Raw genomic sequence first — 13,150 nt, forward strand, 5'->3', positions numbered from 1 at the left:
ATTGTTTTTTTGGTGCAAACAGGCAGGACCAACTTTAGCCCGTTAATTAGACAATCTCATGAAAGCCCTGCTACTGTCCTTACTCATCGTTAGTTCCACAACGCTGTTCGCTCAAACCCCTACAGTACCGGGTGCGCCAGCCAGTGGTACTGCCGTTACCCCATCAACGAGCCAGCCAACCCCGGTTGTTACCCCCGCCAATCCGGTACCCGATCCGTTTGGCACTACCCCAGCAACCACCCCTCCGGGAAATTTTACCGCGCCGGGTGGTCCTACCCTGATTCAGGCACCGGGTACGCAGCCCCAGCCCGCCACGACTACGTCGGAGACGGACCCGATTGCCCGCGGGAATGGCAAAATCAGCGGTGTGCTCACTGACTCCGCAAACACCAAACCGGTTGAATTTGCCACGATTGCCCTCCTCAACACCACGACGAATAAGCCCATTGACGGCACCACGGCTGATGCAAAAGGTAAGTTCACGATTGGTAAAATAGCCCCCGGCAAATACAGACTTCAGTACTCGTTTATCGGGTACAAAGACAAACGGAGCAGCCTCATTACCATTGACCGCAACAGCGACATCAATCTGGGCACCATTAAACTGGCAGCCGACGTTCGAACACTCAATGAAGTAAACGTAGTAGGGCAAGCTGCCATGATTGAAGAGAAAGTGGACCGGCTGGTGTACAACGCCGATAAGGATATTGCCGCCAAAGGGGGCGATGCCGGCGATATTCTCCGGAAAGTGCCCATGCTGTCGGTCGATCTGGACGGCAACGTGAGCCTTCGGGGTAGTGCCAACGTTACGGTCCTGATCAACAACAAGCCCAGTACCATTGTCGCCAGCAGCGTAGCCGATGCGTTAAAGCAGATTCCAGCCGACATGATCAAAACAGTCGAAGTAATTACGTCGCCATCGGCCAAGTACGATGCCGAAGGATCAGCGGGTATTATCAACATTGTCACCAAAAAGACAACCCTGCAAGGTGCTACTCTCGACGTGAACGGTGGTGTAGGAAACCGGGGTAGTAACCTGGGCCTAAGCGGCAATTACCGCACGGGCAAGATGGGCTTCTCGCTGAGTGGTTTCGGGCGGGCCGAATACAACGTAAAGGGAGCGTTCTTGAATGACCAGAGCACCCGGTCTTACGACCAGGCAACCAATACGTACTCTGCCTTTACCCGCACGCTGCAAACAGCTACGACCCTGAGCCAGCGACTGTTTGGTAACTATCAGTTGGGCTGGGATTACGATATTGACAAACGGACGTCGCTCACGGCCAGCATTCGGTATGGTGCCCGGAATGGCACAACCCAGCAAAACAACCTGCTGACGCAGACTTTCGCACCAACCAGTTACTTCCCGACCGTTAGTGACCGGAACGTAAAGACCACCGATTTATCGGGTACGGTCGATGCGAACGTAACGTACACCAAGATTTATAAGCCGCAGCAGGAGTTCAGCATTCTTGCTTTATTCAGCCGGAACAACCGGACGAACGACTTTGTGTCAGATATTCTGGGGGGAACTGATTTCCAGACCATCTCGTCCAGAATCCGCAACGATAACTTAAGCTACAACCAGGAATCCACGCTCCAGATTGATTACCAGACGCCCATCAAAACAAATCAATTGCTTGAATTTGGCGTGAAAGGTATTTTCCGGAAGGCAAACAGTGACTACCAGTACTACCTCGCCACGGGCGACACGGGCGATTTCGTTCTTGACAATTCCCGGCCAGCGAACACACTCTACTACAACCAGAACATCGGTGCTTCGTACCTGTCCTATACGCTGACAACGAAGAATAAGTACACCATCAAAGCCGGAGCGCGTTACGAATACACCATCATCGACGCCCGTTTCAGCAACGAAGCCACAGCAACGCCCACAGACATTCCGAACTACGGTACCCTTGTTCCAAGCGTTAACATTTCTAAAAGTCTGAAAGGAGGCCGGATTTTGAAACTGGCCTATAACCGCCGAATTCAGCGGCCTGGTATTCAGTTCTTGAACCCAAACGTTAACTCGTCCAACCCGACCAACATCACACGCGGTAACCCGCTCCTGTCGCCTGAGTTCACCGATAACATTGAGTTCAGCACCAGCGGTAACATTAAAGGACTGTACCTGAACGCGTCGTTATTCGGTCGGCGAACTAACGGTGAGATCACGGCCGTTCGGGATGTTGTTCAACAGCCCATCGGCGACCCAATCAGCCAGGTGTTTCAGCAGGTAATTCAGACGAACTACCAAAACGTTGGCCATCAGGACGCTTACGGAGTGAATCTGTTTGGAAATGGAACACTGTTCCGTAAACTTCAGCTGGGGGGTGGTATCGACGTTTACCACGTGAGCCTGACAAATAACAATGCAAACCCGGTTTATGCTGCCTCAAATTCTGGTCTGGTTATAGCCGGACGCATTCAGAGCAGTCTTTCACTGAGCAATGGCTGGGGCTTTCAATTGTTCGGCGGGGGCCGGGGCAAACAGGTCCAGTTACAGGGTTACCAAAGCGCCATGTACTTCTACAGCATTGGCATGCGGAAAGAGTTTAACGACAAAAGAGCGAGTTTGGGACTGGCCGCCGAAAATATTTTCAACCACCCATTTGTCCAGCGTTCAGAACTGTCGTCGCCCATCCTGAGCCAGAATTCGGAAACGAGTTTTTACAACGCAGGTGTTCGCATGACCTTCAGTTACAAGCTTGGTAAAATGAGCTTCGATGCACCACAAAAACGAAAAAAATCGGTGAACAACGACGACGTGAAAGACGGCGAAGGCGGTGGCGATAACCAGCAGCAGCCTGCTCAACAATCGGCTCCATCGGGTGGTACCCGTTCCGGCGGTGGTCGTCCACGCTAGTATGAAACTACACCCCGCCAGACATACTGGCGGGGTTTCTGACAATTAGATTAGGTTGGTGATCAATCCCTTCTGCTTTGCGGAAGGGGTTTCTTTTTGCCTTTTCCGCACGTATTTTTACCAGATCACTTACACAGCCATTCCTATGAAATCCAAAAACCTGGTCAGTTTATCCGTTGCTGCGGTATTCTTTGTACTGTCCGTCACCGGCCTTTTGATTTACTTCGGACAGGGCTCTCACCTGGTCGATCATACCCACGCCTGGTTTGGGGTATTGTTCGTGGCCGCGTCGCTGTTTCATATTGTCAATAACTGGGCATCGATAACGGGGTACACCAAAAACCGCCGGACGGGAGCCATCCAGAAGGAGTTTGTTATTCCGGTCGTTCTTGTGGTCATTTTTGCCCTGGGTATCGGTTTTGATTTGCCGTTTTTTAAAGGACTGGCCAATGCCGGTAAAGATTTGGTACGGGGCGAACGGCCACGCGGTGGACCGATGGCCCAGACTAAAGTCGACTCCATTGCCAGCGCGGTTGAAACAGCTTACGCTACGGCCTATACGAAAGGAGATACCGGAGCTCTGGCGGCCATCATGCCCGTTAAAACAACGATGCTCACCGAAGCTGGCACCATTCTGAGCGGCTCTGATATACAGAAAAATATTCTGAAACGCACCGGTCCTGAAGTCGTTAAGGCCAAAGTTGACCATGCTGAAATCCTCGACGACCACCTGATCTTGGTGTATGGTACAGCCACGAATTCGACGGCCACTTCGCCATCTGTGTATACCCATTTACTGAAAGAGCAGGACAAAAAATGGCAGATCATTGCGGCCCAGCGTGCCTTTCCGTCGGTGCAGTAATGGGCGGATTGCGATCAGTGCGGCACGCCCCACTGCAACGAAAGTGGCCTAGACAGCGTACAATAGTAAACTCTATTGACTATTGGAGAGTTACTGTATCGATACCTGTCTTGCCTGAGATTGAATGAAGCTAAACTTATACGGCACAGTTACCTGCTTTTTGCTATTATTGGTGCAGCCTGGCTTAGTGCTGCTGGCAACGGCTCAACCAGCGACCTATGTGGTTACAGGGCGAGTAACGGATGCAGCAACGGGTGAGGGAATTCCTTTTGCCAGCATTGCGGTGAAAGGCAAAACATCCGGCACTACCTCCGACGTGGAGGGGCGGTATTCTCTCCGTCTTGCTCAGCTATCTGACTCCCTGATCGTGTTGAGTCTGGGGTATCGTACGGGCTCCTACCCTATTTTGGCGCTGACAACGCAGACCATCAACGCCCGGTTAACGGCCGCAGCCACTAAACTTCAGGAAGTAAAGGTATACGCCAGAGGGGGCGACCCGGCCTACCGCATCATGCGGGAAGCCGTTCGTCGGCGCGATGATTACAACCCGGCCAAACTGCTCGCGTACCAGTACGAGAGCTATACCAAAGTGGAAGGTTATATCAATAACTTCACGCAAAAGCGTAAAAACAACAAGAAGCCAGGCCCCATTAGTCGGTTATTAGGGAAGCTTCCCGCCATCACGGATGTGAATGGCCAGCCCGCTGTACCGGTATTTATCTCCGAAACCGTTTCTACTTTTTACGCCCGCACAAGTCCGATAAAAGGCAAAGAACACGTCCTGAAATCCCACATAACGGGGGTGGGTGTCAGCGATAATGGCCTGATCGCCCAGTTAACGGGGGCCTCTTTTCAACAGTACAACTTTTACCGAAATTCGCTGTCCATTCTGCAAAAGGATATTCCCTCGCCAATGGGTAACCAGTGGGAAACGGTTTACACATTCCGATTAAAAGATACGGTCTTACTCAACAACGCGGTATGCTTTGCGATCGAGTTTACGCCCAAACGAGCCAGTGACCTGGCTTTTACCGGAACGGTTCTAATCGATACCCTGCACCGGGCGCTGGCCCAGATCGATGCCCGGGTCGACAAACGGGCGAATATCAATTTTGTCGACGAACTACACATCGAACAGGACTGGGAAACCATGGCTTCCGGACTTCGCTTCCCTACCCAGACGCAGGTAACCATTGACACGGACGAACCAACTCCCCGCGCGCCGGGTGCCCTGATTCGCTTTTTTACAGCCTCCAGCAACATTATCGAAAATCAGCCCAAAGACGTTGGTTTTTATGACCCGTCGATTGAACTAGCTGACAACTATAAGGAAGCGGATGTTGCCTACTGGCAAAGCGTACGTCCTACGTCACTCATGCCGAATGAGTTACGGGCCATGCAGGTGGTCGATTCTGTTCGAAATGTACCATTTATCAAAATAGCCGGGGAGATCATCCGAATCGGTGTTTTAGGGTATAAGCCACTCGGCAAATGGAATATTGAACTGGGGCCGCTTCTGTACACGTACGCCAGCAACAATATTGAGGGCCATCGGTTCCGGCTTGGTTTACGCACCAATGCTGGTTTTAGCCGCCGGTGGCAGTTGAGCGGGTACGCAGCCTATGGTACGCAGGATGAACGACTAAAATACAGCGCCAACGTCGAGTATATCGTCAGCCGCAAGCCGTGGACCGTTATTGGTGTCCGGCAGAGTTACGATCTGGAACGCGTGGGCATCTCGTCGGACAATATTGGCAACAATTCGTTATTTGGGGCTTATTCGCGGTTTGGAACGATCCGCCGGGCTTATTTTCAGGATGAGAAGCTAGCGTACGTTCGTCGGGAAGTAGGCCAGGGATTTACACAGACAGTGGCGTTACGCAGCCGTACATTCGAACCGCTGTTCCCGTTTGCGTTCCAGCCCCAGCTACAGGATAATGATCAGCGCATTCGGAGTCAATACCAGATCACGGAGCTGATTTCCGAGACCCGTTTCGCCCCCGACGAGGTCATGCTGCAAAATGACAATGTGCGGGTCAGTTCAGGAGCCATCCGTAAACCGATTTTCACCCTGCGTTATTCGCTGGGTCTTCGGAACGTACTTGGCAGCGATTTTACCTACCAGCGTATTGCTCTGAACATGAAACACTCTGTTCGACTGGGCATTCTGGGCAGGACTTATTATAGTGTTGGCGCGGGCCTTATTCCGTCTACGGTCCCCTACCCTTTGCTCTATACGCCACTGGGCAACGAATCCTCGTTTTACGTTGGCAATGCCTACAACCTGATGAACTACTTTGAGTTTATCTGCGACCGCTGGGCAACGCTCCAGATCGAGCATAATTTTGGTGGGTTGCTGCTGAATCGGGTTCCCGGCCTGCGTCGGTTGAAATGGCGCGAACTCGTTACGGCGAAAGTGCTGGTCGGAAGCGTGTCGACGGCTAATCTAGCCGTCATCCCAGCAACAACCGAAGCCGGACAAGCTGTAGAAAGCTTTAGTTCGCTAAACGGAACGCCCTACGTCGAAGTCGGGTATGGGGTCGATAATATCTTTAAAGTACTGCGTGTAGATGCCATTCATCGGCTCACCTACCGCGACAATCTCGGCCGAACGGGCATACCTGTCACCCCCTTTGCCATCAAGTTCTCTGGCTGGATCTCGTTTTAACCGATGTCGTCCCAACTAGCCAAGTGCCGTTTGGGACGACATCGTTACCGTATTGACGTACTCGCTTCAGCGTATTTTTACATCAGGTCTACTCCTGAAAAAGAAAACATTACCTATTCACTCTTGCTCAGCACCTCATCGACCGTTAAGTCTGCCAGAGATGGGGCAACCAAATCGGCTTGGGCGAGTGTATCCGGTGAGCCGAGGCCAACGACAAACATACCACCCCGTTTGCCGGCCTCTACGCCCGCAACGGCATCTTCAAACACGACGCATTCCGCCGGGCTGACGCCTAATTCAGCCGCTCCTTTCGTGAACACTTCCGGATCGGGCTTGCCTTTGCTGATTTTGGTACCGTCGATAATAACATCGAAGGCGTCGGTCATGCCGATGCGCTCCAGAATAAGGGGAGCGTTTTTACTGACCGAACCAAGCGCTGTTTTCAGACCTGCCTTGTGCACCTGCGAGAAAAAAGTAGCCACACCCGGCAGGATAGCTTCCGCTGTCATACGGCTGACGAGTTCGAGGTACCAGTTATTCTTCTGATCCGCCAGTTTCGTCTTTTCCTCGTCGGACAGGGTCACCCCGCCGTGAGCCAGAATAAGATCCAGGGAGTCCATTCGGCTAACGCCTTTGAGCCCCTCATTAAACTCCTCGGAAATGTCGAAGCCAAGCTCCGTGGCCAGTCGTTTCCAGGCTTGGTAATGGTAAATTGCCGTGTCTACAATAACCCCGTCGAGGTCGAAAAGAAAAGCTTTTATCTGACTCATTTGCGCTTTTTTGGCTGTATAAAGTAAGCCCCAAAGGTAGCCAGATTTAGGCAAGTACGGCTACCCGTTCATGCTTACCAGGCGTAGAAACCAGCCCATTTACCTGACCAGTTCCAGTACCATCGCTGTTTTGGCAGGCAGTTTTATCAGTTTCAGATCAGTTAGTCTAGCGTCGGTCAGCACGTCGCGGGCCGACGTAAAACCCGTCATTCGTTCGCTGAAACGGCCCGTGTCCAGTCCGATTTCTTTATCCCCCGTGTTGGTCGCCACCATAACGGTTTTGCTCCCGTCGTAGCGGAAGTACACATACGTGCTCTCCTGCGGCAAAAATTGCATAAGTTTACCCGTATGCAACACCGGGTTGTCGCGACGGTAGGTGGCTAGTTTACGAACAAACTGGAAGGCGGCATTTTCTTTATCCGTTCGCCCGGCCGTTTCAAATTTATTGTTCCTGTCGCCCGGAAAACCGCCCGGAAAATCTTTGCGTACTTCGGCATCGCTGGGATTTTTGGTGCCATTCATCAGAATCTCGGTGCCGTAGTACCAATGCGGTATGCCCCTGGTCGTGAGCAGCCAGGTAACTCCCATTTTGTATTTATCGTAATCATCGCCAATAACGGACAGGTAACGATCCGTATCGTGATTTTCCAGAAAGGTGACCAGCTTGTTGGGATCGACATACACATCGTCCTGGGCCAGCACCTGGTGAATCCGGTTTACGCCTGAATCCCAGTCGTATTTCTGATTCAGGGCGTCGTTGAAGGCATTGTACAGGACAAAATCCAGCGCACCCGGCTGGTTGCTCTTGAACGGAAAACCTACCGTATTTTTCACAAAAAAGGACTGCCCCACCGGATTATTCACGACCGATTCACCGAATAAATGAATCTTCGGGTACTCGTTTATCAACGCCTGATTGCAACGATTCATAAACGCCAGGTCATTGTATTTGTACGTATCAATACGCCAAGCGTCGAGGCTGAACATCTCCGTTGACCAGATAGCGTGTTGAATCAGGAAGTTGGCGACAAATGGGTTACGCTGATTCATGTCCGGCAGGAAAGGCGTAAACCAGCCGTCGAGCAATGTTTTCTTATCGGCAGTAGACCCGTGCGGATCGTAAAGGGATTGCTCTTTGTGAGTCGAGCCGGTATAGCTCGGCCACTCATTGACCCAGTCTTTCATGGGCTTGTCTTTGAAAAACCAATGATCATCGCTGATGTGGTTGTACACCGCATCCTGCACCAGTTTCATCCCCCGTGCGTGCAGGGCTGCAGCCAGTTCGACGTAGCCCGCGTTACCACCAAATCGTTTGTCAATTTTATAATGGTCTGTAAAGTGGTAGCCGTGATAGCCGGCCTGATTTCGATCAGGGCCTTCTTTTTTCAGGGTTTCATCATTGTCGAGTACGGGGGTCAGCCAGAGCGCCGTAACACCCAGGTCTTTCAGGTAATCGAGCCGGTCAATAATACCTTTAAAATCGCCCCCGTGCCGCAGGTAGGGATTTTTGGTGTCGGCTTCCTTATCGAGCATATCCGGGAATTTATCATTCCCCGGATCACCATTGGCAAACCGATCCGGCATGATCAGGTATATAAAGTCGGCGGCCGTAACCCCCTGTCCTTTCGGGGTCTTGCCACGGGCTTTCAAGTCAAACGGCTGGGTCAGGATTTGACTTCCGCGCTTGCCCACAATCTGAATGGTGCCCGCTTTGGTTGTCGGTGCAACGGTAATATCGAGGAAGGCGTAGTTGGGGTTTTCGACGGTATGCGTTTTCAGCAGTTTGACGCCGGCATAGTTGATTGTGTAGGTCAGGGTTCCGGCATTCGGGCCATACACCATCAATTGCAGGGCCGGGTTTTTCATGCCTACCCACCAGTTTGTGGGGTTCACGCGCTGTATCTGCACGCCCTGCGCCAGAGCAACTGATGCGCACGCTGACAAAAAGATAAGTAGAGTAAACGCAATTCTTTTCATAGATGGATTTATATAAACGCGTCAGATTAGGTTACAGACTAAGAATAATGCACAATAACGTAAAAATAACCCAGTATTTTCGTCAAAAAAAGGCCATAGTTTTGCGTCAGACAACTTTATGAACTCTTCTATATCGAACTGACCTCCCTTTATGCATACGCCATCCGTTGTTCCGCTGATAGACAAACTGGTTATTTATCAGATTTTTACGCGCCTGTTCGGCAACCAGTTGACGACAAACCAGTGGAATGGAACCTATGCCGAAAATGGTTGCGGGAAGTTCAACGACATCAACGACGCAGCGCTCCAGTCGATCCGGCAGTTTGGTATTTCGCACGTCTGGTACACCGGGATTCTGGAGCACGCTACCCAGACCGATTATTCGACTTACGGTATTCTGCCCGACGACCCGGCGGTGGTAAAAGGTCGTGCCGGGTCGCCCTACGCCATTAAAGACTATTACGACGTCGACCCCGATCTGGCCGTCAGCGTGCCCGATCGCATGGCCGAATTTGACGCCCTCGTGCAACGCACCCACGCGCACGGCCTGAAAGTTATCATTGATTTTATTCCGAATCACGTAGCCCGGCAATATCAGTCTGATAGCAAACCCCAGTCGGTCGTTGACCTCGGCCAGCAAGACGACACATCCGTAGGCTTCGCGCCGAACAACAATTTTTATTACCTGCCAGGGCAACTGTTCGTTGCTCCCGAACCAGTTGACAGCCAGACACCATCGCGTGCACTGCACGAATATCCGGCCAAAGTAACGGGTAGCGGCTCTATTACGGCCACCCCCGACCGCAACGACTGGTACGAAACGATTAAACTGAATTACGGCATCAATGTCTTTAACGGAAGCTTTCATGTCGATCCGGTTCCGGCAACCTGGACACAAATGCTCGACATTCTGCTTTTCTGGTCGGCCAAGGGCGTCGATGGGTTCCGGTGCGACATGGCCCACATGGTCCCTATCGAATTCTGGCACTGGGCCATCCGCCAGGTTAAGCAGCGTTACCCTTCCCTGATTTTTATTGCGGAGATTTACGAACCTGGTTTGTACCGACCCTTTATTCTGGACGGCGGTTTCGATTATCTCTACGACAAAGTTGGGCTGTACGATGCCGTCCGGCGATTGATGGAAGGCCACGGCTCATGTTACGACCTGACACGGGTCTGGCAACAGGAGTCCGGTGATTTTTCGCAACACATGCTTCGGTTTCTCGAAAACCACGACGAACAACGGATTGCCTCGCGTTTCTTCGCCCACAACCCGTGGGCCGCTGTGCCAGCCATGACCCTGTCGGCAACTATGCATACGGGTCCTGTTCTGCTGTATTTTGGTCAGGAGATCGGCGTTCGGGCGGAGGGTGCCGAAGGGTTCAGTGGCGATGATGGGCGCACAACCATCTTTGATTACTGGGGCATTCCCGAATGGCAACAATGGCTCAGCCACGGCCAATACACGGGCGCTGGCCTAACCGACGAACAACGGCAGCTACGGGCTTTTTACCAGCAGTTGAATTACCTCGTCAACGGGTCCGACGCCATCCAGAGCGGCTATTTTTACGACCTGCAATACGTAAACGATCAGGGGCAGAGCGCCGGATACGATGCGCACCAGCTTTATAGCTATCTTCGGTATACCGACCGTCAGAAATTGCTCATCATCTGCAACTTTTCGCCATACACAACCTACGACACAACGATTGCTATTCCTGCGGCAGCATTCGATGCGATGGGGATCGACCCGTCGGCTTTGCTCCGGCTAACCGATATTTTCCTGACCAGCGAAACTCTGGAAGCCGTTGGCCGAACGGGTATCCCGCTGGTGCTTCCTCCCTGGAGTGTGCGGGTGCTGGAAATTAAGGTGTAGATTTGTGGTACACTTCGGGTATGGTCCTGTAGGCAGGCTGTACCCGAGCGTTACCATCCATTCATGACAAAATTAATTACTGTACTTTTCCTGCTGTTTTTTTTTCTAAGTACACGGGCACAGGATACCACCACATCCGGCGATCTACGTTCGCTGACGCTCGTTAGTGGCCAACCCCCGGCCGAAACGGCCATAGCCATCGGCAAACAATTTCTCGGCAAACCTTATATCCCGAATACGCTCGACCAAGGCCTGACGGAACAACTGGTAGTTAACCTGCGGGCTTTCGATTGCACTACGTATTTAGAAAGCGTGCTGGCCCTCACGCTGGCCTGGCAGGACGTTGCCAACAAACCAAACCCCACTCTGACCGAGCAGTCATTCCGTAGCTTCCTGACCCGGTTACGGTATCGAAACGGCCGAATGGATGGATACGCCAGCCGGTTACACTATTTCTCGGATTGGCTTCGGGATAACGAACGAAAAGGATTAATCGCCGACGTAAGTGGTGAACTCCCTGGTAGTCTGACCGTTGCGAAGCCCGTTTCGTACATGACATCGGCAACCTATAAGTATCCGCTGTTAAGTAACCCGGATGTATTCAAGCAAGTCGCACTCACGGAGGCTTCACTAAGCCAGCAATCCTTTTCATTTATTCCCACAAAGAACGTCCGGCAGGCCGAAGCCCAGCTCCACGAGGGCGACATTGTCATGATGATTGCAGCCCGCCCCGGCCTCGACATGAAGCACGTAGGGTTAGCCGTTCGGCAACCCAACGGCCGCATGCACCTTCTCCATGCCTCATCAGACCAGGGCATGGTGGTTGTCTCGGCGTATCCCATCAGCGAATACGTTCAATGGCACAAGCGCCTGTCGGGTATCCGTGTAGCCCGACTTAAGTCAGTACCGGGCAGTGTGGCCAATGCGGCTGCTCTCCAGGGAAAATAGTTCAGGCAACGAAGAAACCGTAGATCATGGCATACCTAAGTGACTTTTGGGCTTTACGAACGCGGAATAAATGAGTAGTTTCAAGCTTCAGACTGAACCAGGGGCGAATGCCATTATGTCGATTAGCCGATTCATCCGTTGCCAACTGGCGTTACTTGTCCTCCTGTTTAGCGGTTGTGGATCATCCAATCATCAGTCCGCAGATCGTTCAGCGAACACAGTACCCTGGGTAACCTACTCGGTTGATACACTGACGCAAGACACCACGCTATTTAAGGAGGCCCGTAAGGTTGGGGTCATACACGACTCCAATCTCTGGGAAATATCGGGTGTAGCCGCGAGCCGCATCCATCCGGGCTTCCTCTGGGCCGAAGAAGATTCCGGTAATTCTGATCAAATTCAGCTAATAAGCCCCGGAGGAAATGCCGTGGCCCGGTTCAGCGTCGAAAACGCCAAAAACCGCGACTGGGAAGACATAGCGGTGGGTCCTGGCCCACTACCCGGAAAGTCCTATATTTACGTTGCGGATATTGGCGACAACAGAGGCTGGTACTCCGAGAAAGTCATCTACCGCTTCCCCGAGCCAGCCCTCGTGGGCAAAGGTCAACCGTCCGACGAGCCAATCACCAACGCCGAAGCCATCCGGTTACACCTACCCGATGGCCCGCAAAATGCAGAAGCCATTCTTCTGGACCCGCTCACGAAAGATCTGTTCATTATCTCCAAAGGTTCTTACTCGACCGTGTACCGAGCGGCTTATCCACAATCGCTAACCGAGTCAACCCAGATGACTGCCCTCCTGCGCATTCCCTTCGACCATGTTACGTCGGCGGCTATTTCGACCGATGGCCGAGAAATCCTGATCCGTACCTACGAGCAGGTTTTCTATTATAACCGCCGGGCGGGAGAAACCATTGCGAGTGTTCTCAGCCGGCCCCCCCGGCGGCTGCCACTTGCTTACGAAGTTCAGGGGGAAGCCATCAGTTGGACGGCCGATGGATCAGGCTATTATACAAGTACTGAAAAAACGTTTACGACAACTCAATTTATCTACTTCTACCAGCGCAGGAAATAACACCGTGGCATAACAATTTTATAACATAGGTGGTATGCCGAAATCATTTAGTTTCGCGCCCCGTTACCACCTACTTATCTGAATGATACGCCACTGGATAAATGA

The 13,150-nt window shown here is 52.1% G+C and carries 8 protein-coding genes; 6 read left to right on the plus strand and 2 right to left on the minus strand.

What is annotated here, in order from left to right; translation table 11 throughout:
• The first annotated feature begins 58 nt into the window (after positions 1-58).
• From ACYU87_RS09510 to ACYU87_RS09520, 3 genes are all read left to right on the plus strand, one after another.
• Positions 59-2,869 (plus strand): TonB-dependent receptor, encoded by a 2,811-nt coding sequence (locus ACYU87_RS09510; RefSeq protein ID WP_461133829.1) that lies wholly within the window; start codon positions 59-61, stop codon positions 2,867-2,869.
• Positions 2,870-3,014: 145 nt separating this feature from the next.
• Positions 3,015-3,731, plus strand: coding sequence for a DUF4405 domain-containing protein (locus ACYU87_RS09515; protein ID WP_461133830.1), 717 nt, complete (start codon positions 3,015-3,017; stop codon positions 3,729-3,731).
• Between the two features lie 124 nt (positions 3,732-3,855).
• Positions 3,856-6,399, plus strand: a complete 2,544-nt coding sequence (locus tag ACYU87_RS09520; protein WP_461133831.1) for a DUF5686 and carboxypeptidase-like regulatory domain-containing protein — start codon at positions 3,856-3,858, stop codon at positions 6,397-6,399.
• Between the two features lie 113 nt (positions 6,400-6,512).
• Here ACYU87_RS09520 and pgmB read toward each other — a convergent pair whose 3' ends face one another.
• Together pgmB and ACYU87_RS09530 are read right to left on the minus strand one after the other, a co-directional pair.
• Positions 6,513-7,169, minus strand: a complete 657-nt coding sequence (gene pgmB / locus ACYU87_RS09525; RefSeq protein WP_461133832.1) for a beta-phosphoglucomutase — start codon at positions 7,167-7,169, stop codon at positions 6,513-6,515.
• Between the two features lie 99 nt (positions 7,170-7,268).
• Positions 7,269-9,146 (minus strand): glycoside hydrolase family 13 protein, encoded by a 1,878-nt coding sequence (locus ACYU87_RS09530; RefSeq protein WP_461133833.1) that lies wholly within the window; start codon positions 9,144-9,146, stop codon positions 7,269-7,271.
• A gap of 151 nt (positions 9,147-9,297) precedes the next feature.
• On the opposite strand from ACYU87_RS09530, the gene ACYU87_RS09535 reads away from it, so the two are divergent.
• From ACYU87_RS09535 to ACYU87_RS09545, 3 genes are all read left to right on the plus strand, one after another.
• Complete coding sequence (locus ACYU87_RS09535) at positions 9,298-11,022, plus strand: alpha-amylase family protein (protein WP_461133834.1); 1,725 nt, start codon at positions 9,298-9,300, stop codon at positions 11,020-11,022.
• A gap of 63 nt (positions 11,023-11,085) precedes the next feature.
• A complete protein-coding gene (locus ACYU87_RS09540; RefSeq protein ID WP_461133835.1) occupies positions 11,086-11,970 on the plus strand; it encodes an N-acetylmuramoyl-L-alanine amidase-like domain-containing protein in 885 nt (294 codons plus the stop codon).
• Between the two features lie 70 nt (positions 11,971-12,040).
• Positions 12,041-13,045, plus strand: a complete 1,005-nt coding sequence (locus ACYU87_RS09545; RefSeq protein WP_461133836.1) for a hypothetical protein — start codon at positions 12,041-12,043, stop codon at positions 13,043-13,045.
• Positions 13,046-13,150 lie beyond the last annotated feature (105 nt).

Source organism: Spirosoma lituiforme, from assembly GCF_054776635.1.

Coding starts and splice junctions, on each gene's coding strand:
- ACYU87_RS09510 (WP_461133829.1), top strand. CDS start 59: ATGAAAGCCCTGCTACTGTCCTTACTCATCGTTAGTTCCACAACGCTG.
- ACYU87_RS09515 (WP_461133830.1), top strand. CDS start 3,015: ATGAAATCCAAAAACCTGGTCAGTTTATCCGTTGCTGCGGTATTCTTT.
- ACYU87_RS09520 (WP_461133831.1), top strand. CDS start 3,856: ATGAAGCTAAACTTATACGGCACAGTTACCTGCTTTTTGCTATTATTG.
- pgmB (WP_461133832.1), bottom strand. CDS start 7,169: ATGAGTCAGATAAAAGCTTTTCTTTTCGACCTCGACGGGGTTATTGTA.
- ACYU87_RS09530 (WP_461133833.1), bottom strand. CDS start 9,146: ATGAAAAGAATTGCGTTTACTCTACTTATCTTTTTGTCAGCGTGCGCA.
- ACYU87_RS09535 (WP_461133834.1), top strand. CDS start 9,298: ATGCATACGCCATCCGTTGTTCCGCTGATAGACAAACTGGTTATTTAT.
- ACYU87_RS09540 (WP_461133835.1), top strand. CDS start 11,086: ATGACAAAATTAATTACTGTACTTTTCCTGCTGTTTTTTTTTCTAAGT.
- ACYU87_RS09545 (WP_461133836.1), top strand. CDS start 12,041: ATGAGTAGTTTCAAGCTTCAGACTGAACCAGGGGCGAATGCCATTATG.